16 protein-coding genes and 4 tRNA genes are annotated in these 22003 nt (G+C 35.8%); 6 read left to right on the top strand and 14 right to left on the bottom strand.

The genetic code is table 11. From position 1 onward, the window contains the following. Window positions 1–23 precede the first annotated feature (23 nt). A complete protein-coding gene (locus tag AC3HD6_RS21835) occupies window positions 24–1178 on the top strand; it encodes an FAD-dependent oxidoreductase (RefSeq protein WP_488898235.1) in 1155 nt (384 codons plus the stop codon). Window positions 1179–2282: 1104 nt separating this feature from the next. Here AC3HD6_RS21835 and AC3HD6_RS21830 read toward each other — a convergent pair. Both AC3HD6_RS21830 and AC3HD6_RS21825 read right to left on the bottom strand, forming a co-directional pair. After that, complete coding sequence (locus AC3HD6_RS21830; RefSeq protein WP_488898234.1) at window positions 2283–3704, bottom strand: tetratricopeptide repeat protein; 1422 nt, start codon at window positions 3702–3704, stop codon at window positions 2283–2285. Window positions 3705–3809: 105 nt separating this feature from the next. Then, on the bottom strand, window positions 3810–5237 hold the full coding sequence (locus tag AC3HD6_RS21825; RefSeq protein ID WP_488898233.1) for a tetratricopeptide repeat protein: 1428 nt from the start codon (window positions 5235–5237) through the stop codon (window positions 3810–3812). A gap of 386 nt (window positions 5238–5623) precedes the next feature. Here AC3HD6_RS21825 and AC3HD6_RS21820 point away from each other — a divergent pair, with 386 nt between their 5' ends. Then, complete coding sequence (locus tag AC3HD6_RS21820; RefSeq protein ID WP_488898232.1) at window positions 5624–6097, top strand: GNAT family N-acetyltransferase; 474 nt, start codon at window positions 5624–5626, stop codon at window positions 6095–6097. A gap of 41 nt (window positions 6098–6138) precedes the next feature. Here the strand turns inward: AC3HD6_RS21820 and AC3HD6_RS21815 are convergent. The 6 genes from AC3HD6_RS21815 to AC3HD6_RS21790 form a co-directional block, all read right to left on the bottom strand. Beyond that, a tRNA-Lys gene (locus AC3HD6_RS21815) sits at window positions 6139–6211 on the bottom strand. A 269-nt stretch (window positions 6212–6480) separates the two neighbouring features. Then, window positions 6481–7182, bottom strand: coding sequence for a DAPG hydrolase family protein (locus AC3HD6_RS21810; protein ID WP_488898231.1), 702 nt, complete (start codon window positions 7180–7182; stop codon window positions 6481–6483). Between the two features lie 232 nt (window positions 7183–7414). Further along, window positions 7415–8218, bottom strand: coding sequence for a helix-turn-helix domain-containing protein (locus tag AC3HD6_RS21805; RefSeq protein WP_488898230.1), 804 nt, complete (start codon window positions 8216–8218; stop codon window positions 7415–7417). A gap of 95 nt (window positions 8219–8313) precedes the next feature. Next, window positions 8314–8389 (bottom strand) — tRNA-Lys (locus tag AC3HD6_RS21800). Window positions 8390–8454: 65 nt separating this feature from the next. After that, window positions 8455–8527 (bottom strand) — tRNA-Lys (locus tag AC3HD6_RS21795). Window positions 8528–8595: 68 nt separating this feature from the next. Further along, a tRNA-Lys gene (locus tag AC3HD6_RS21790) sits at window positions 8596–8668 on the bottom strand. Window positions 8669–8949: 281 nt separating this feature from the next. Here AC3HD6_RS21790 and AC3HD6_RS21785 point away from each other — a divergent pair. The 3 genes from AC3HD6_RS21785 (at window position 8950) to AC3HD6_RS21775 (ending at window position 11132) form a co-directional block, all read left to right on the top strand. Then, a complete protein-coding gene (locus tag AC3HD6_RS21785) occupies window positions 8950–9405 on the top strand; it encodes a MarR family winged helix-turn-helix transcriptional regulator (protein WP_488898229.1) in 456 nt (151 codons plus the stop codon). 8 nt (window positions 9406–9413) lie between these two features. Next, window positions 9414–9917 (top strand): transposase, encoded by a 504-nt coding sequence (locus AC3HD6_RS21780; RefSeq protein WP_488898228.1) that lies wholly within the window; start codon window positions 9414–9416, stop codon window positions 9915–9917. A gap of 180 nt (window positions 9918–10097) precedes the next feature. Then, window positions 10098–11132, top strand: coding sequence for a S66 family peptidase (locus AC3HD6_RS21775; protein WP_488898227.1), 1035 nt, complete (start codon window positions 10098–10100; stop codon window positions 11130–11132). Between the two features lie 257 nt (window positions 11133–11389). Here AC3HD6_RS21775 and AC3HD6_RS21770 read toward each other — a convergent pair whose 3' ends face one another. From AC3HD6_RS21770 to AC3HD6_RS21750, 5 genes are all read right to left on the bottom strand, one after another. Further along, entirely contained in the window at window positions 11390–12025 is a 636-nt protein-coding gene (locus tag AC3HD6_RS21770; protein ID WP_488898226.1) for a DJ-1/PfpI family protein, read from the bottom strand. Between the two features lie 93 nt (window positions 12026–12118). Further along, the gene (locus AC3HD6_RS21765) at window positions 12119–13120 is read right to left on the bottom strand and encodes a GlxA family transcriptional regulator (RefSeq protein ID WP_488898225.1); all 1002 of its coding nucleotides are present in this window, start codon (window positions 13118–13120) and stop codon (window positions 12119–12121) included. Between the two features lie 179 nt (window positions 13121–13299). After that, on the bottom strand, window positions 13300–14892 hold the full coding sequence (locus tag AC3HD6_RS21760; RefSeq protein ID WP_488898224.1) for an efflux MFS transporter permease: 1593 nt from the start codon (window positions 14890–14892) through the stop codon (window positions 13300–13302). After that, window positions 14892–15950, bottom strand: a complete 1059-nt coding sequence (locus AC3HD6_RS21755; RefSeq protein WP_488898223.1) for an HlyD family secretion protein — start codon at window positions 15948–15950, stop codon at window positions 14892–14894. The genes AC3HD6_RS21760 and AC3HD6_RS21755 overlap by 1 nt, the downstream gene beginning before the upstream one ends. A gap of 4 nt (window positions 15951–15954) precedes the next feature. Then, window positions 15955–17277 (bottom strand): TolC family protein, encoded by a 1323-nt coding sequence (locus tag AC3HD6_RS21750; RefSeq protein WP_488898222.1) that lies wholly within the window; start codon window positions 17275–17277, stop codon window positions 15955–15957. Window positions 17278–17409: 132 nt separating this feature from the next. On the opposite strand from AC3HD6_RS21750, the gene AC3HD6_RS21745 reads away from it, so the two are divergent. Further along, the gene (locus AC3HD6_RS21745) at window positions 17410–18207 is read left to right on the top strand and encodes an AraC family transcriptional regulator (RefSeq protein ID WP_488898321.1); all 798 of its coding nucleotides are present in this window, start codon (window positions 17410–17412) and stop codon (window positions 18205–18207) included. 254 nt (window positions 18208–18461) lie between these two features. Here AC3HD6_RS21745 and AC3HD6_RS21740 read toward each other — a convergent pair whose 3' ends face one another. Beyond that, complete coding sequence (locus AC3HD6_RS21740) at window positions 18462–21947, bottom strand: glycosyltransferase family 117 protein (RefSeq protein ID WP_488898221.1); 3486 nt, start codon at window positions 21945–21947, stop codon at window positions 18462–18464. Window positions 21948–22003: the final 56 nt, after the last annotated feature.

Below are 22003 nucleotides of genomic sequence, written 5' to 3'. Positions count from 1 at the left end.
TTGTCCTGTAAAATTTAAATACAATGCTGATAGACAATATATCAATCGCCATCATTGGCGGCGGCCCTGCCGGACTTACACTGGCCAGACTTTTACAACTTAAAAATGCTCATGTAAAAGTATATGAAAGAGATTTTAATAAAGAAGCACGCGTACAGGGATCACCTCTGGATATGCACGAAGATTCAGGGTTAGCAGCCATACGTAAAGCTGGTTTACTGGAAGAATTTAAAAAGACATTCCGACCGGGAGCAGATAAAACGCTCATCATGAATGAACAGGCTGAAATTCTGTTCAGTGATCATGAGACTAAACCTGAAGAAGATTTTGGTGCTGAACATTTCCGCCCTGAAATAGACCGTGGTCCTTTGAGAAATATGCTGCTGGAGTCTCTGCAACCTGACACTGTGGTATGGGACAGCCATTTTATATCCATGGAGCCCCAGAATCAAGGATGGATTCTTCATTTCAAAAACGGAACTTCAGCTTATGCGGATCTGGTGATTGCATCTGACGGAGCTCATTCTAAAATCCGTCCTTATCTCACAGATAACAAACCTATTTATTCAGGAGTGATTATGCTGGAAGGTATTGTTTCAAAAGACCATGCTCCTAACATTAATGCATTGATTAACGGTGGAAAAATAATGGCCTTTGGAAATGCTAAAAATATACTGATGGGGCAGAAAGGAAACGGAGACCTCGGTTTTTATGCAAGTTTTAAAGCTGATGAAAATTGGGCGGCCAGCAGTGGGCTAGATTTTTCTGATAATACCGCAATCCTGCAATGGTTTAAAACAGAATATCCGGAATGGAATGAAATATGGCATGAATTGTTTACAAAAGCTGCTGTTCCTTTTATTCCCCGCCCTATTTACTTTATGCCTTTAGATCAGACCTGGAAAGCAAGACCCAATATAACATTAATGGGCGATGCCGCTCATGTAATGCCTCCGTTTGCAGGAGAAGGTGCCAATATGGCTATGCTTGATGCTCTTGAACTCAGTGAATATTTAACAGAAAGCCATTACAGTACTTTACAGGAAGCTATTTCTCAGTATGAGATTACGATGCGAAAACGAGCTGCCACTGCCACAAAAGAGTCTCTTGAAAACGGAGAACGGATGCATTCTAAAACAGCTTTAGCAACTATGCTGGAATTTTTTAGCGGGCATTAAAAGAAATGAGAGAAGTATTACATAATCTTAATTTAGTTCTTCAATAGGTTTCTATACTTTCCTGGGATCAGGTACAAAACTTGGAGATCATTACAAAATCTATATCTTTCGCCAAAGAAATAAATTATTTTAATCGCAAAGAAAGATAATTCAAATATTTTATTTTAGGAAGCTAAGAATTGCGACCTTCTCCCTGAAGAAGATTTATGAATAGACATTCGCTTAGAAAGTATCAATGAAATTGATTCCATTCTTTGCTCCCTTAAAAATATGAGATAAAAGGCTAAAAACCTTTGCGTCAAATTAAACTCCATAAATACAGACAATATTATCCCCAACTTTTAAGATTGATCCCTTTCCTGCTTTCAGTGTCTTTACTTTATGATATTTGTGTTTACGAAAAAAGGCTGCCTCCCTCAAGACAGCCATTTTTTCTTAAAAATAAATCGTTTCTCTCTCCTTAAGATCCTGATTTCGGAGATTCATTTATGTTTTTTTGGATTCACATATTTGTGTTTTTTGTTTATTCTTATTATAACTAAGCCATCTTTTCAGGTTCCGGGTATTCTTTGTTATCAAAAAATTAATGATAAACTTTTTCTGCTAAACAGTTTTTACTGAATCGTTTTTACTTTAATACATGTACAAATCTATATTTTAAATCGAAAAAAGAAAAAAAATAACATACTACACCCATACAGCATTAAATTAAAACACTGAATATCAAAATTTAAAACAAAATAATAACCATGATCAAAAATGTTTAGAAAGTACAGAAGCAAAAAATATATTGGTTAATTCATAGAAAAATCTAACCCTAAATTTTCTTATATCCCATTCATCTCTGATGCCTGCAACCTTATTTTCATACCTCTATCATGCTTTTGAATACATTGACATTCAAAATCTAATAAAAATATAAATATCTGATTACCATACAATTAAATCTTATTTAATCAGCTGTAGTACTCGTGTAGTAGACCTATTTTTTCTTATTTGAAGATTTTTTTTCAAATTTGACCAAAGAGACCACAAAGAAATTCGAGTGGCGAAAAAAAAATATTTCGAAACACTGTCTGATTGATCAATCAGACAGTTTTTTTTTTACAAATCATCAAAAAATTGATAAATATCTGTTTCTGTCGGAATATTAAGTCGTTTCCGGATCCGGTATTTTTTTTGCTGAACAGTCCTATGCTGAATAAGAGTATAGCCAGCAATTTCCTTAGAGGTAAAATGCAGCTTCAGCATAGCACAAAATGAAAGCTCAGAATCTTCAAGATTAGAATTAATAACTAAAAGTTTATTGATAAACTCAGGATATGCCTCTTTAAAGGAACTGAGAAACTCAGGGTCATTTCTTTTGGCCATCTCTATGATTTCCTCCTGCCTGTTATCATTAATCCTATTTTTCAGGTCTTCTGCTTCTGACTTCAGATCTGCCTTTCTTATTCTTAAGGTATTAATGATCCTCCAGGTATATATAGCAAGCAGTGAGAGTCCGGCAAAAGATAGAAAAACAACCCACTGCATTTTATTTCTATGTTTTTCAGAATCGGTTTTTGCTTCTGAGATAAAGGACTCCATATCCTGATTGATGGTTGCCAGCAAAGCTGTATTAGTTCTGTTCTTAGCTTCTGTATAGGCTTTAAGATAAAAATAAGCTTTTTCTTGATCTCCTGTAGAGGCATATAAAGATCTGAGATCATTGTAAATATACTTTGTGTATTGCGCGAAAATGCGTCTGGTTTTTTTATCGATTTCCAGGGCTTTCAAAAATTCTTTTTCCGCTTTATCATATTCTCCGTAAGCAACATAATATTCTCCCATAACCGTATGGATATTAAGTGCTATGGCATCATCCTTTGGATTCATCTTCATTGTATGATAAGCTCTCGTTATATACTTATAGGCAGAGTCTTTATTTTTATAATTATATATATAATCACTTATCGTACAATCTGCAACCCCAGTATGATCAAGCCTTCTTGCTTTCTGAAAATATTCCAGAGCTTCCCTAGGCTTCTTTTTTTGTGTATAATAATCTCCCTGCTGCAAATAGATATAAAAGAGAACTCTTGTTTTTAATTCGGAACTCCTACTTTTCTCAATATTTTTCAGCGCTTCATTATTGTATTCAAATGCTTTATCAATTCTTCTCATTTCAGAATTAAGCCTGCCATAAATGGTATAAAATATGGCCTTATGTAAAGGATTTTCTGAGTCTTTTAGAATTTCTTCCGCGTTATTAAAAAGAATATTAGCTTTTTGATAATTCTCTAGTGACATATTGACTCTGGCTAAGTTGATATAACATAATGCTTTACCACCATCATACCCTAATTTCTGTGCTTTTCGGTAATATTTTTTATTGAGATTAACCAACGAGTCATATTCACCGGCAAGTCTGAATTGCTCATTCTCCGTCATCAGGGGAATATCAAAACTTTTCTCATATTTCCCGGAATCAGGACTGCAGGAAATCACAAGAATAAATAAAACAAAAAGAAGAATGCGTACCACCATGCTTTTTCCCTTTAACTGAATTTTTGTATAAATTAAGATTTAAAACTGAATTTCCGAAGTTTATGATGTTACATTTTTTTTAAATCATCTTTCCATCTTGACTTTTTACTGACTTATTCTACCAAAAAAATCATAAATATCTTCTTCTCCGGGAATATTAAGTCTTTTCCTGATCCTGTATTTTTTCTGCTGAACAGATCTGTGCTGCACAAAAGTATAATCTGCAATTTCTTTGGATGAAAAATTCAGTTTCAACATCGCACAAAAAGCCAGCTCAGAATTCTCAAGATCCGGATTGATCTTTAATAGAGTACCTATAAAATCCGGATACAATTCTTTAAATTTCATTAGAAAGGAGGAATCATTCTTTTGGGCAAGTTCAGTAACTTCCTTCAGCATTTTTATTTTAACATGATTTTTCAATTCCTCTGTTTCTTCTTTTAAAACTTTCTTTTTTAACCTTTGTGTTTGAATAGTCTTCTTAACATATATACCTGAGATGGTAAGCACAGTGATCGATAATGCTATGGTTAAAGGCAAATCGTTTCTATGCCAGTCCGATTCGGGTTTCAGTTCAGAGATAAAATTCTCTGTTGCTTTATTCATGGTATTTAATCTGGCCACATCCAGTCTACCCTCCTCTTCCATGTATTTTTTCAGGTAATGATATGCCTTGCCGCCATCATCTTTCTTTTTATAAAGTTCCGCAAGGGACTTGTATACATTATTAATATGAGAAGAATAGGTACGCCTTGTTTTTATATTAATTTCAAGTGCTTTTTTAAGTGCTTTTTCTGCCTGGTCATTATTATTAATTTCGTTATAGTAATATCCCATGGTATAATATACCCAAAGAGATTCTGCATCACTTGTTTTTTGACTGAGCATCTTTTCTTCAGACCTTGCAATATATATTCCTGCAGAATCAGGCTGATGTCTGAAAAGATAATACTGTGCTACCATACAATTGCTGTATGCTGAATCTTCCAATTCATTCCCTTTTAAAAAACATTTCAGTGATGTTCCGTACCATCCTTTAAAAACAGAATGAATTCCTTTATTGATATAAAGTCTGGGAAGAAGTTTCTTTTTAAGATCCGAATCTTTAGCTTGTTTTAGAAATAAAAATGCTTTTGTATTGCATTCTATCGCTTTATCATATAATTTAAGGTGAGAATAATACTGACTGTAATCATCATAAAACGCCGCCTTATGAAAACCATTTTCTGAGTTTTTCAAATCTTTTTCAGCCTTATTGAAAAAAAACAAGGCTTTTTCATAGTTTCCGGCAGATATATTGACCTCAGCCATATTAAGATAACAAAGACCTATTCCTTCGTTATATCCCATTTTAGCTGCTTTTCTCAAATATTCAACATTAAGCTTAATAAGTGCTTCATATTCTCCTGAAAGCTGCAGGTCTGAACTCTTATTGATAAGGGCCGTATCAAAATCTTGTTTGTCTTTATCCCGGGAACCGGAACTACAGGAGACCACATACAATAACAGACTTATGCCCAAAGCACAAATCATTATTTTTTCTAAGATTCTTGTATATATTTTATTATTTTTAATACTATTCAATTTTTAAATTCTCTATCGACGCTGTATTTTCCTATACCTACTTACTCACTTTTAATGCATTGATAAAACGGTTTTCAAATTAATATTTTCACCAATCCATGTTATAAATATACATAATTTATACTATCAATTTTAATATAAAATCACAATTTTCTTTAGATAAATGATTAAAAAAACAGCTTTATTTGCGATAATAAGACTATCTAAAAATAAATTTGTTACATTTTTTTCTTACTTAAATAGTCGTTTTCATTTTTCCTTGAGATTAAATCAATTTCTCTAAATTCTTCTGTTTAAAAAAAATTACTCTAATTTTATCATCATAGAAAATAATCATGAATATTGAATATAGGAAACTTTTGCCTCATGAAAGCAAGATCTATCGGGCTCTTCGCCTGGAAAGCCTTGAACAATTCCCCGATTCTTTTGAGGTTAATTATCAGGAAGCATTAAACACGGAAAAACTCCGAATGGAATCTGATATTGAAAATCAAACTTCTGGAAAGTTTGTGCTGGGTGCTTTTGCAGAACAGCAACTTATTGGACTTTGTGTTTTTGTTAAACAAGATAACCATTCAGGAAATATTTATCAGATGTATGTAAAGAAAGGTTTTCAGGGACAAAACATAGGATCTGCGCTAGTACAGGCTGTTATTCATGAGGCTTATGAAAAATTTAATGTAACTGAAATATTTTTAGAAGTAGCTCCCAACAATCAGTCTGCTTATCAACTGTACAAAAAAAATGGATTTAAGGAGATCGAAAATGCAAATAACCCTAGTATTACTGTTATGAAATACACTATATAAAACAAAAAAAGAACTACAAAATTGTAGTTCTTTTTTATTAGTGACCCGGCTGGGATTCGAACCCAGGACCCATACATTAAAAGTGTATTGCTCTACCAGCTGAGCTACCGAGTCGGCCACTTACTTTTTGAAGTAAATCCCTTTGTTTAGGGGACTGCAAAGATAGTAAAATATCCTTTAAATCCAAGCTTTCCAGAGCTTTTTCCATTTAAAAAATTCAGGTTGGATCTGTGATATTATTTTCTGATTAAAAAAACTATCATACAAAATACTGATCAATAAATATTTATCAAAAAAAATGCGACATGAGCAGTTTCCATGTCGCTTAAATTATTTTTTTGAAAAAATTATTATTGAGCACCAGATGTATATTATAATCAAGGCTACCAAGGAAGTGGAGCTTTGTCTCCTTCTTTATTTTTAGCATAATAAAGAGAAGGAAGTACCTGGGCTAAATAGGTAAATTCACTGTAACAATGCTCCATCAATCCAAACCCGACTTCATCTGGCAAATGATTTTCAGTATCTGCCATTAATGCTCCAAGATAAAAATGACTTCTCAATGTACATCCTTGCAATGTATCTCTTATTACGTGGAACATATAACCGTCAATAGGATCTCCATTACTATCTACAGGAGTATTTTCACCAAAACCTATTCTGGCATACATAACGGCACTCACGGATCCTTCGGCATAGGCTTTTTTTAAAATATCAGCATCAAAAATTTCTTCAGGATCATGGAACTTTATCGTAGCAGATACAGGCGGAATATCACCGAGAGATTCTGTAGCATGTATAGTAGCTCCTATATAGTTCTCATTTTTGATCCATTGGCTGTCCCAGCCGCCATGTTTTACATGATCATGAGGATGCCAGAGCTTAAGATCTTCCGTGGTTTCAAAATATTTGAACCACCAATCCAGCATTTTCCCTTTACAGTGATGCAGAACATTCCTCATGGCAATATGCAGCATTCCGTTTTCCAACCTCCTGATTCCTGCTTCAAGGGCTATGGGTTTAGGAGATAAAAGTGCATTGATATCCCTGAACATTACTTCTTCGATTTCCTTTGTAGGTTTCATACTTGATATTTTAATTACATTATTTGAACTTGCAATTGATGAACGATGAAGCAGGGTAAGACTCAGAATTGCTTATCCCTACTTACTTCTTGAAGTATCAATTGTTATACAAATGTAAATCATCCGGATTCTCAGGATACTGCATAATTTTCTAATTGACCTGTACAATTTGGAAATTTATTGTCATGAAACCAAATCAGAATTAAAAGTAACAAATGAAACTCTCACCCCATTATAAACAGTCATTCAATTTCCTAAACTCTTCAGGAGTATATCCGGTTTGTTTTTTATAAAACCGGGAAAAATAAGCGGGATCGTCAAAATTAAGATCAAATGCAATTTCTTTTATTGTGAGTTTACCGGAAAGCAACATCCTTTCTGCCTCTACAATAAGTCTTTCATGCAGCAGCTGGGTAAGGGTTTTATGCATTTTTTCCTTTAAAATCTGATTAATCCGTTTTTCACTAAGCCCCATTTTTGAAGCATAAAAATCGGCCTTGCGCTCAGTTTTGTAATGGTCATCCATCAGCATAATGAACTGATAGACTCTTTTCTGATCAACATTCTGATTTAAAAAATAATGTTGGGAAGCACGGATTAAGTTGAGGAGAAAGACTTTCAATAATGACTTTAGAACCAGATAGCTCCCCATTGAGTTCTGATATTCTTTCTCAATCAATATTCTGAGATATTGAAGCGTTTCTACCACATCATCATTCAGATGAAGACGGGTGTATTGCCCGTGCATATTGAAAAGATTGAAAACATCCAGTGCAAATTCTTTATCATCTTCTTCAAGATATTCTCTTTTAAAAGTAATTACACATCCTTCCTTTCCTTCAAAATTTATTTTTTCAGAGCGATACAAGGGAATCAAATAAACGCAATGATCTTCATCTATGCCATTCATTTCATTTCTGAACCATATCATTTCAAAAAGGTGGACCCGTTGGGTATTTTCCATATATCTAGCCGGGCAATTTCGAAAGTCAAAAAAGGTAAATTTTGTAGAATCGATCTGATGAATGAATTTCATATTCCGTGCTCAATTTGTAATGTTATACAAATATACGGGACTACAGAATGGAAATAAAACAAAAAAAGAACCACTGAAACAGTAGTTCTTTTGATTGGTGACCCGGCTGGGATTCGAACCCAGGACCCATACATTAAAAGTGTATTGCTCTACCAGCTGAGCTACCGAGTCGGCCATTTACTCTTTCAAGTAAATATTTTTTAGAGAAAAACTACTAAAACAGCAGTTTTTGTTTGTGACCCGGCTGGGATTCGAACCCAGGACCCATACATTAAAAGTGTATTGCTCTACCAGCTGAGCTACCGAGTCGGCCACTTACTCTTTCAAGTAAATATTTTTTAGAGAAAAACTACCAAAACAGCAGTTTTTTTAGTTTGTGACCCGGCTGGGATTCGAACCCAGGACCCATACATTAAAAGTGTATTGCTCTACCAGCTGAGCTACCGAGTCGGCCACTTACTTTTTTAAGTAAATCCCTTTGTTTAAGGGACTGCAAAGATAGTAAAATATCCTTTAGACCCAAGTTTTTTTAGGCTTTTTTATGATGAAATTTTACCCCAAATCAGCAAACATCTGTTTATAAATTAATTATGCAAATTATTTTTTTTATAAAATCTTATCAAAACACAAATACCATCTTAGCAATCTCTATTTTTTGCAAGACAATTATTTGCTCAGCTTAAAAATAAAATATATCTTAGCAACTAAGATAATTAGATAATAAAATAAATATGGCTAAAGATATTATCCAAGAATTTCGGGAAGTAAGCCGTCAATATTCGGACGCATCCTTATTTATGCATGAAGCAATTGCAAGAAAAGCAGGGCTATCCAGTGCCGATCATAAGTACCTGGGACTTATCTTACAATACGATTCTATTACAGCGGGAGATATTTCAAAACTAACTGGACTTACAACCGGTGCAGTTACAGGATTAATAGATCGTTTGGAAAAAAAAGAACTTCTTGAAAGGCAATTCACTAAGGAGGATCGAAGAAAAGTTCTGATCATCCCCAATATTAAAAACAGTATGAAATTGCTAGGACCTGTTTTTGAAGAATTACAACAAAAGACGACTCAACTGATCTCGACTTTTTCGGAAGCAGAAATTAAAGCCATAGAGCGATATTTTAAAGGCGCTATAGCAATCATGCAAGAAACTACAACTGACTTAAACAACAAATAATATGTACCATGGAAAGCTTAACCACCCCCGAAGTAATACGTGCAGAAATATGGCTCTGCATTACTACCCTGCTCTATTTCATGATGAATGGAGCCCAGCTCTTTGAAACATTCTTATTTGTTCCCAAATGGGTTTCCTCACCACCGGAAAATTTCAAATTGATCCTGGATGGGAATGGAATAAGTCTAAAGCTATTTTGGATTCTATTTCACTCAATACATGAAATTACATTTATTCTTGCTCTCTTTTTTTGCTGGAAAATAGATCCTGTCAGAAACTGGCTTTTAATCTTATTTATCATACATATTGCAGTAAGAGCCTGGACTCTTATCTTCTTCGCTCCCCATATCATCAATTTTCAAAGAATGGCAGAGACTTCTATTATTCCAGAAGATCTAAGTTTCAGGACTTCAGCCTGGCAAACACTTAATTATGTACGTGTTGCTATTTTTGTTGCCATTTCCGTAGGACTTATCCCACTGTGCATCAAAGTATTGAATCTGAGACCATAAAATAAATATATTCTTAAGCGGATTAATAAACATGTAAATATCAATATTTAGCAGCTTAGCTTGTATTTCTTATTAAGATGTTTTATTTTTGATGAAAATGAGATAACAAACCTTCACATGATTTATCTTTCAATGGATTAATTAAAGTCATCTCTGTTTTCTGCTTATAATTCGATATTTATGAAGTTAATAACTCCCAAAAGATTATCCGATGGTGATAAAGTGACCAGTATTTCTATGTCATGGGGCGCTGCCGGTGATTTACCGCATCGATATTTAAAAGGTAAAGAACGATTGAAGCAAATCTTTAACCTTGAAGTTACAGAAACCAGACATGCACTGCGACCAGCACAGTGGATTTATAATAATCCTGAGGCAAGAGCAAATGATCTCATGGAAGCATTTTCAGATTCATCCATCAAAGGTGTGATTTCCAATATTGGAGGTGATGATAGTATCCGGATGCTGAAATATATAGATCTTACTATCATCAAAAATAACCCAAAGATATTTCTTGGTTTTTCTGACAGTACCATTACTCATTTTATCTGCCTCAAAGCAGGCTTAAGTTCATTTTACGGGACATCCTTATTGGTTGGTTTTGCAGAAAACAATGCAATGCACGATTATCAAATCAATGATATCAAACGAACATTATTCTCTCCATCCGTGATCGGGCAGATTCATCCGAACCAAGAAGGCTGGACCACCGAATTTCTGGATTGGTTTGATGTTTCTCTTCAGAATGTAAAAAGAAAATTAATACCTTCTACAGGATGGCGTTTTATCAGAGGAAATTCTATTGTTCAGGGACCATTGATCGGTGGTTGTATGGAAGTTCTGGAAATGCTCAAAGGAACCGAGTATTGGCCGGATCCCGAAGTCTGGAAAGACTGTATCCTCTTTTTTGAAACATCAGAAGGCAAACCACACCCTGATTATGTAAGATATTGGTTCAGAAATTATGCAGCAATGGGAATTCTGAAAAATGCCAAGGGAATTATTTTCGGACGGCCTTATGACAATCTTTATGCTGAAGAATACGAAACCGAACTGCTAAAAGTTCTGGACGAAGAGGGTCTCAATGATCTTCCAGTGATTACACAGATGGATTTTGGACATACCTGCCCTACTTTCACCATTCCTTATGGAAGATTGGGAGAGATCAACTGTATAGATAAAACGTTTTCTATTCTGGAAAGCGGAGTTCTGTAATTGTATAAAAAAGTGACTCGGGGGGGCAAAAGACCGCCAAATCACTCCCACCCCCCCCACCCCCAACACCTTTGCTTGAGGTTTGAGGGGAATGGATGCGTGCGAGAACAACCCCCCCCCCCCCCCCCCCCCCCCCCCCCCCCCCCCCCACTACAACTACTCCAATCTATATTCTCTCGCAGATTTTGCAGATTACGCAAATCTTTAATTTTTATAAATACATATAATTTGTGGTATTTGTGAATATAATCTGGTGATTAGTGTCTAAACTCCTTCTGCTGGTATTCAAAAAGAGCTACAATAGTATCTGCTAATTCTTTTCCATGATGCTTTTCAACCAGATATAATGCAGCATCTATTCCGGCTGTTATTCCTGCTGTAGTAATCAGCTGCCCCTGATCTACAAACCGAGCATCTCTTTTCACAATACTCTGAGGATTATACTCTTCCAGAGTATCCAGCAGCATAGAATGGGTTGTAATTTCATGATGATTCAATATTCCTGTTTTAGATAAATGCATACTTCCTGTGCACACCGTAAAAACAATAGTTCCTTTATCATATTGTTCTTTTACCCAACGCATTACACTATTCTGAAAATCATCATCCTGCAGATATCGCATCACATAATCCGGATTTGCTCCCGGAATTACAATCATATCTGGCTGAGGAACCGTTTCTATATCATACGTCGGAATGACTGCCATTGTATTAGCTTCCATAAATACAGCGTCTTTAGTCTTTCCTACCGTATAGCAATTATAGCTTCCTTCGGCTATAACATTGGCCTTAATAAACACGTCTAATGGACCATTTAAATCAAGTGCTTCTACCTGATCGTAAATTAAAAATGCTACATTCATTGTTTTTTCATTTTGTTCTTGCTTCATCATGATATTCTAAAAAATTAATAGGTTAAATTAAAAGCACAGTTCTCCCTGCTGACAATTGATTATCAGCATTAATCATTAAAAAAGCAAATAGAATTATTCTGTTCCCTTAGAGCTTTTCCGGTATTGTGACGGAGAAATGGAAAGGTATTTCAAAAATAAACGCCGGAGAGAGATAACATTACTGAAACCTGACTTTTCAGCAATCATTTCGATACTCATATCTGTGTACTCCAGCATATTTTTAGCCTGATCCAGCCTCATTTTTTCAAGAAACCGGCCAGGTGTCATTCCAGACTCTTTCAGAAATACCCTCGAGAAATTACGGACACTCATATGCACAGATCCAGCCATAAATTCTACACTGATGGCTTGCCCCAGCTTATCTTTTAGTAAATCTCTGATTCCTTTTGTGAAGGGAGATAACATTTCATAATCAGAAATCGCATTTCCAAACTGAGATTGTACCCCGGATCTTTTTAAATGCAGAACAAGATGCTTAGCAACTTCCGATGCTAATGGTTTTCCCCAATCTTCTTCTAAAAGTGCCAATGCCAGGTCTATTCCGGAGGAAACACCTCCCGAAGTGTACGTTCCATGATCACAAATAAAAAACGGATTGATGTTCACATCCAGGTTAGGATAAGTTCGTCGCAGAATATCTGCATATTTCCAATGGGTAGTTACCTGCTTTCCAGTCAAGAGACCTGCTTCTGCTAAAACAAAAGTACCTACACAGACAGAACCTAAACGTCTTACATTTCCTGTAGTATTTTGCAGATAATCATAAAGATCAGGATTGATTTCATTTAATGTTCTAAGGTCCGTACCGGCAACCAGCAAGGTATCTATCGGAAAATCTATATCATAAATCGTATGGCTGCATATCAAAGGAATTCCAGATCCGGAATATATTATTTTGTCTGAGGTTCCGGATATAAGATGAACCTGATATTTCAATCCCGCCTTATCATCCGGTGAAAATAGATTGGCAGCAGTGAATACATCACAGGGACCGGCAACATCCAGCAATTGAACCTGTGGTAAGATCAGGAATGCTATATTTTTTACTCCAGTGTGCTGTAATGCATTTTTCATGTCTCCATTATGTATGATGCAAATGTACTGAGAATGTAATGTGGCTGCAATGACAAAAAACAGACAATTTCGGCCATCTCTTATTTTTATCCATGAAACAAAAAGAGACTGCCCTAAAAGGCAGCCTCAGCACTCTCACTATAAAATTAGCTAATAAGCTATACTTTTAAACTAAACAATTAGGCAGGCGATAACCTGCGGGATTTCAAATAAAGAGCTGTACGGTTCAGATAGGGAAAAAGAAGGATTAATAGCAGAGCTCCAGCAAGAAGCCATACCATCATTTCATAATAATCCATCGCAAAGCGTACATGATCCTGAACATTCAGCCTTCCCACCAATAATTTGTTGGATGCCTTTACTGCATGATCTTCCAGCATTCCTTTAGCGGTAAGTTTAGCAGTTTGTTTATGAAGAAAATCTTTTACAAAAGGGTCAATCTTCGTTACATGGTCCTGAAATGCATTATAATGACGGCTTTTTTCAAAGAGTTCAAAAAAATTAATCAAAGCAATACTGGCACAGAAGCCCAAATAACGTATAGCCAGAGCCGTTGCTGCTGCAGAAGGTCCAATCGAAGCTGGAACTGAAGAGATAATGAAAATAATCGTTGGAACCATAATCAATCCAACCCCTAATCCCTGAAGAAATAAAGGAATATAATAATTGAATTCATCAGCCTGTACATCAAAAGAATAATACATCAAAGCATGAAACAGAAGCAACATTAAAAATCCGGGAACCCAGATATATTGAACCTTTCTCTTCTGCAAAACCATACAACAGGCAATGATAACCCCTATCACTAGCCCAGAAAGATTGAAAATATTGATATAGGAAATATAAAACGGATCAAGATGCAGTTCTGTCGCAAAATAACTATTGGTAATCCCTGAAGCAAAACGGCAGATATACATTACAAAAAGAATCAATAATCCTACTTTAAAATTTCTATATCTGAAAACCCTAAGATCTATATAAGGTCTTTTAATCGAATTCTGACGAAACACTGACATCCCAACCAACACCAAAATAGCAATAACACTTCCTAGAATTCTGGTATCTTCCAGCCAATAATATTCCTGTCCGAAAATGGCTATATACCCTATCAGCACCAGAATTGCACTGAAAACAGCAAAGCTCTGCCAATCCAGTTTATACAAATGAAACCTTACATTAGGTCTATAATTCGTCATGGCCAGCGTCAGGAAAATAAGACCCGGCAGATAAGAAAATATAGCCGTTTTATAAACAATATTAAAATTATAGGAGTCTATAAGGTCTGCTGTAATCAGATTATTAAAAGGCAATGCACAGATCAGGATTCCAAAGAATACGGAAAAACTTATTTCCCTTCCTCTTTCACTACTCAGCCGTGTAAAGATCAGAGTGAGTGAAAGATTGACATTTCCAGCAAATAGCATTCCCTGAATGAAACGAACGGGAAACAGAACATAAACCTCCCGGGTAAAATAACAGATCAGACAGGCCGCAATCTGCAAAGTAGTAAATAAAAGAAAATATTCTTTTGCGGCCAGAAAACTGAAAAATCTTCTTTCCAGGCTGTAAAATCCCACATACCCGGCGTAAAATAATGCTACTGAAAACTGGATATCAGCAGGTTCACTTCCGTAATATCCTGCTGCCGCATTGATGTTGGTCAACGGCAGGAAAAATATGATAATTCCTGGTAAGGTCATGGAAAAAAGGATAATTTTCACCAGCCATTCCGGTGCCCATCTTTTAAAAAAGGGCATTTGTCTTTTAGCCATTAGGAATGCTTTTTATGGGCATATACGTTGACGTTCATTCCCATTTTGAGAATATCAATATCTTTTCTTTTTCCATCCACTCTTATTCTTACAGGAATACGCTGTACAATTTTCACGTAGTTTCCTGTAGAGTTATCTGGAGGTAGTAATGAAAAACTGGAGCCTGTTGCCGGTGATAATGAAATGATGGTACCCTGAAATTCTTTGTCAGGATAGGAATCTGCAATGATTTTCACATGATCTCCGATTTTCATATCCTTGATCTGTGTTTCTTTATAATTGGCCACCACCCATTTATCCGTTTCGTTATTCACAATAAAGGCAAGTGTTTCTCCGGCATCAATCATTTGCCCGACTTCAACGGTTCTTCGTCCCATTCTTCCATCATACGAAGCAACTACTGCCGTATAGCTCACATCTAATTTATGACGATCTAATAAGGCTTCTAATCTTACAATTTCTGCCTGCACAACAGCCTTTTCAGTCTGAATATCATTAATTTTAGATACAGATGCAGCGTAATTATCCTGGGAAGATTGATAATCACTTTCATTCACATCCAAGGTGGCTTTTACATCTTCAAGCCTCTGTTTCGTAGCAGATTCTTCATCATAAAGTTTTTTATAGCGATTGTAATCAAGCTGTTGTTTCCAGACTTTTGCTTTATTTGCATCTACTTGTGCCTGTGCAGCGGCGGCTTCTTTTTCTGTAGTTCCGGTAGTACTCTGTAAAACTTTTAATTCTGCACGGGCCTTCTGAAGAGCTGCCTGTGTTTGTTTTTGTTGAAGCACATATTCACGGTTATCGATCAATAGAAGAGTATCTCCTTTTTTAACTTCCTGATTTTCTTCAAATTTCACCGCTACAATGAATCCGCCTGCTCTTGAGATCACAGGGTTTACATATTCCTGAATCTGGGCATCATTAGTTTGTTCATATCTGTAGTAATTTTTTAAGGTAAAACCGCCCCAGACAGCAAGTGCGGCAACGATTAAAACGGAGATCCATCCTGTGATTTTTGTGATCAGCCTGTCGGTTGGGGTATATTTTTTTTTCATTGTATTATAAAACGCCTGTGATATTTTGTAGTAAATAATAATTGTTTTGTGCCATGATTTTCGCAGCTTCCAACTCAAATTTTGTCTGAAGAAGCTGTATGTCTGCATCTAAAAGCTCTGTAATAAGAGAAGTTTGGTTGAAATAGGTATTTTTGATGATCCGTGCATTTTCTTTGGCCTGAACAACATTGATTTCAGCAACTTTGATCTGCTCCAATGCTTCCTGGTAACGTAAATATGCTTCTTTCACCTGCTGTCTTACTTTATCCTCAGTGTCTTTGTGCGCTACTTCCTCTTTCTCAAATTCCAATTCGGCAGCTTTTACCTTCTGAGTATTATGATAGAGTGAGGATATTGAAAATGAAGCCTTAATACCGATAATTCCCAGCGAGTACCAATAAGGATTGTAAGGATAAAGGAAAATCTGCGGATTTGCATAGTAGAATTCTCCATACATCCCGATTTTAGGTCTTACATTTGCCTTTACCTGTTTTAGTTTAAGGATGCTTAATTCTGTTTTCTGTTCAGAAACATGGTAATCGAATGAGTGATCCAGCGCCAGTTTCAAATAATCAGCATAGGTTGCATTTTCATTCCATTGGTTAAGTGGGACTTCAGGAATAACTACTTGTTCGTCCGGAATTCCAAGGATGATATTCAGCTTCTGAGTGGCAATAAGAATATCATTTTCAATGGTAACCGAAGTCATTTTACGCTTGGAAAGCTCTAACTCTATTCTTAAAACATCACTTTTCAAAACCACTCCATTCTTATATAGAGATTGTATTTCTTTAAGCTGTGTCTTCTGGTCTTCAATATCCTGTTTAATCAGATCTCTGAAGATTAATGTTTTCTGTAATTCAAGATAAAGGGCTGCTGTTTTATAATGAATATCGGAAATGGATTGATCTTTTTGAATATTCTTGATCTTTTGAAGCGTTAGATTCTCCTTGATTTTAAGATTGAGTTTATTTCCGTTATAAATGTTCAGATAAAAATCGGCTCCGGCTCTGTAAAGAGTGTGGATCACCTCGTGTTGGGTAGGTTTGGAAAAAATTCCGTTTTCATAGATAGGAATATTGGACGCTTTTTCTGCCGTACCTTTGACTTCCATTTCCGGAAGTCTTTCTCTTCTGGCATCTTTTACTTCGGCTTCGGCAATGTCTACATTGATGGTTTTGATTTTAATATGACGGCTGTTTTCTTCAGCTCTTTGCCATGCGTCTTTTAGGGAGATCCGGATGGTATCATTTCGTGGACTGCCTGTCTGAGCTGATAAAGTGCAGAAAGCTCCCAACATCAGCAGTCCGGTGACATAAATTTTCATTTGAATTTTTCGAATTATTGCACTGCAAATTTATTGGCAATCTGGAAATTTTATTTACCTAAAATAGTCAAGTTTTACATGATTCCGGCCAAATGATTATATTTGCATTTACAACAGTATTTTCGTTTTGATATGGGATTAATTGCAGCGCTTCCGGACATTGACAAACATGATAAAAGTGTCTTCGTCATGCACGAAAAATCAGAAAAACTAATTCCGTTTCATAAACATACAAAAGGTCAATTAAGCTATGTAGAAGGCGGTATTGCTTATATTACCATCGATAACCGAACCTATGTAGTACCTGCCAGACATTTCTTCTGGATCCCACAAGGAATGGAGCATATTCTGGAAATTGGCCACAATGCAACTGTCTTGCGTTCGCTTTATTTTTATGCTCATGATGATGTTACAGATCCGTTTTACAATCGGCTGGGAATTTATCCAGCTTCAGAACTTTTGATCCAGATGATTAAATACACGGAGATATGGGACGAAAAACATGTTACCGATAAAGACGAAAATTTTGAGTTCCTGGTTGCTTTAAAAAAGATTCTGCCTAAAACCCATAAGCAGCCTTTACCTATTATTCTTCCTGCTACCCATAACAAGCAGATGATGAAAATAGTTTCCTATCTGGAATGGAATATGGGAGAAAAATTGACACTTTCTAATGTAAGTGCCAGATTCGGATTGAGTGAACGTTCCATGTCCCGATTGTTTAAAGCTGATATGGATATTTCTTTTCTCCAGTATCTGAAAACATTAAGGATCATCAAAGCTATTGAGCTGCTCCTCAATACGGATAAACCTATTAACGAGATTGCCGATGATGTAGGCTATAGTTCGATCAGCGCTTTCAGCGATACCTTTCATGAGTTTACACAATCCAGGCCTTCGGATCTTAGAAAAAGCAGTAAGACTTTTTGATCGTTTATTGATAAAACCACTCCTTTATTTGAATTTCAACTCTTTAGCTTTTAACGTGCTCTGTTCTGCTGTCAATTAATTCTCATTTTTAAAAATAAAAAAAGCCTTTAAATATTAAATTCAAAGGCTGTATTAAAAAACCATTAAGCAGATAAAATTCAGAATGTACAAGGTAAAATCAAAGATTTTAAAACGAAACTATAAAAACAAAAATCCTTTGTTCTGAAAGCCTTCCTTAATGGTTATATTTTTTGTTATTCTGTTGCTTTTACGATCGCTGTAGTGATTTCTATTTCTTTTTTCTTGGCATAAGTAGAATCAAAAGGTCCCATTACATTAAATAAATATTGATAAAAAGGGGTAATTTGCTGAATGTTTTCAGATTCTTTCATAGCTTTTTCTTTCTCCATTTTCTGAAGTCCCTGTATAAAAATATTGAACTTTTTATCAATCGGTTCTACAGATTTTAAAAGATAATGTTGTGCTTTATCCTTTTGGTTCAATGTCCTGTAGGCTTCCATCACAGCAGAAACAACAACAGCATATTCCATAGGTTTGGATCTCATCTGCTTTCTGGAAGCGGCCCGGAACCCAGGAGAAAGACTTAGATAATAATCGTATTCATTAAAAATTTCTTTTTTAAGACTCTCAGCCAACTGAAGACCTTTCTGTTCTTCACCTGCAATAATATAAGCCGTAACCATCAAACTTAATGAACGCGGATCATTATATTTTTTAGCTGGAATTTCCTTTGCTGCAAGGTCCAGCAGCTCTAAAGCTTTTGGCTTTTCACCAATCGCGGCCAATGCAGAAACTGCTCTGCTCGCCGACATTCTATAGCCCATAATATTGGATGTGGCACTCTCATCATAATAAATACTCAGATCTTTAAAGTTACCCCATCTGTAATTTTTCACTACATTATAAAGTGAATGAGCGTCTACCCTTCCTTTATCACCATCCTGGCTTTGAGGTGTATGGATAGGAATCAATCTGTAACTAAAACCGTCAAACTGCAAATAATCATCAAGGTAAAAGATATTCTCACTGTCATACATTCCTCCGGAGGAGAAATTTATTGGACGTTTCCAATCGAAATTAGCCAGAATATCGAGCATGATAAGATGACTTTTATAAAGAGTATTCGCTTCATAATTAATCGCAATCTGATCTACTGTATTCGAAAGGTCAGCCCGGTTAATAATCCCAGATTGTACAGCATTTTCTTTATTCACAGGAAGAATGAATTTGTGTACCGGAATAATATTATATTTCTCATATTCCTTTTCTCCAAAATACATTTTCAGTAACTCATCTTTTGCCGGAGATTTATATTTCAGGAACTTAATTGCTTCTTTTAATGTCATTGAATCCTGGGTCAGGAATTTTTTAAATTCCTGAAATTCAGTTTCAGGTGCTCCTTGCTCTTTTAGCATAGCAAAAAGTCCTTCCCAATCTTCTTTTTTCATCAGATACACCTGGTCGTTTACTCCATCCCTGTAATCCTCGTGCGTTAGTTCACCAGGCACTCCCATAGCATGGTAAGTCTTTCTTTTTACCTGATCAATATTCCACGGAGTAGCCAACAAGGTGAAATTCACGGTTTTTACATCATCCCGAAACCTTTCTGTCTCTTGAATTCCCCAAACCGGATAGGTATCATTATCGGCATAGGTAAAAAAAATACCGTTTTTAGGCAATGAAGCCAGGAAAGAATAAGCTGAATCATAAGCTGCAGATTTCTTGCTACGATCATGCGGAACATAATTCTGGAAGCCCATCATAAAAGGAATTCCTAGCAAGACCATTCCTAACCCAATATGAGCTGCATTAGATTTTATCCTGGATTGAATAAACCACAGAACAGCGCCGGCACCTAAACCGATCCAGATAGCAAAAGCATAGAATGATCCTACCATTGCATAGTCTCTTTCTCTTGGTTCAAATGGCTTTACACCTGTATAGAAAACAATTCCGATACTGGTCAGAATAAATAACGAAAGAAGTGCATAAAATCGTCCAAAATCCCTGTTCAGTTGAAAAAAGAAACCAATGAGTCCCAGTATAAGCGGCAGAAAAAAGAATGTTACAGTACTTTCATTTTTAAATTTAGCAGGGATATTATCCTGATTGCCCAATAAAGCATTATCAATGAAAGAAAATCCTGAGATCCAATTCCCATGGGTATTTTCCATATGTCCCTGAAAATCGTTCTGTCTTCCAACAAAATTCCACATCAGATATCTTACAAAATAATATCCGTTCTGAAAGGAAAGGAAATAATCTATATTCTGAGCAAAAGAAGGCCTCTGTACATTGATAAGATCATAAGGTTTTACCTTCATATAATCTTCAACCGTGATGGAATCATCTTCATATTTTGCCCTTAGTTCATCAAAGATCTGCTTAGCCTGCGGATTGTCTGCCACATCCTCATTTTCGTAATTGAAAGTAAAATCAGGAGCGCCATACATAGTAATATAATTCGCCATTACTTCTTTGTCCTCACTAAACATCCTGGGCATAAAGCTTATATGGGACTTATTATACACATAATTAAACCGCTCTCCTGTTTTTCTATAGGTTTTAGTTTTTTCATCCTTTTCATAGATTGTTCCTGTAATTTCCCTTTTATAACTTCCATCTTCATTTTTTTCCAAGCCTTTTCTGTCCAGAGCAGCAGTATAATTCTGCCCGTAAACAGTTGGCCAATCTCCATACTGCACTCTGTTATAATAATCCTTCATCCCAATGGCTGTATCAGGATCATTAAGGTTCATAGGCGGATTAGCGTTTGCTCTTATCGGAATCACCAGCCAGCACGAAAAACCTACTATCATATACACTACAGATAAAACAATCGTCTGATAAATGTTTCTTTTTGTTTTTCTCGCATATTTAATCATCAAATAACAGATGGCTGCCATCAAAATAAAAGCGGCAACCGTCCCGGAATGAAAAGGAAGTCCCAACCCATTCACAAAGAAGATCTCCAACTGCCCGAACATCGTCATTATCAATGGGAAAATAATTTTAAAAACAAATGCAAGAACTCCCAGTGTGATAAGATTGGCAATGATAAAACCCTTCCAGGTAAATGTATATTTTCTGGCATAATACACCAGACATACTGCCGGAATAGCCAGCATACACATCATATGAACTCCCACAGAAAGCCCAAGAATAAAGAAAATAAGAATAATCCACCGTTCACTGTCTACCGCTTTATATTCATTTTCCCATTGGGTAACCAGCCAGACTAAAAGTGCGATAAACAAAGATCCCATTGAATATACTTCTCCTTCTACTGCAGAAAACCAAAATGTATCTGAAAATGTAAAACATAACGCTCCTATAGCTCCGGCAAACAAAATAGAGATCTCCTGATGCCTGGTAATATCTTCAATATTCTTACATAAAAGCCTTCTTAAAAAATGAGTAATGGTCCAAAACAGAAACAAAATCGTAAATGCACTGAAAAGCGCCGACATGGCATTAATCACAATAGAATAATTGCTGCTGTTCCCTAATGCAAATATGCTGGCCACAGCTCCTACAATCTGGAATAAAGCAGCTCCCGGTGCGTGGGTAACTTCAAGCTTAGCCGCAGAAGCGATATATTCTCCACAATCCCAGAAACTCAGGAAATGTTCCATGGTAGAGAAATAGGTAATCAATGCAATACAAAACAGGAACCATCCCAGTATGGTGTTCCATTTTTTAAAAGACCAGTTTTTCATATAATATTTTCCAATATGAATAAGACAACCGGCAAGAAAAAAATATTACATCAAAC

The organism is Chryseobacterium sp. II3a, from assembly GCF_057815135.1.
Note: the sequence above shows the minus strand (reverse complement) of the source record. Positions and strands in the feature narration are given on the sequence as shown.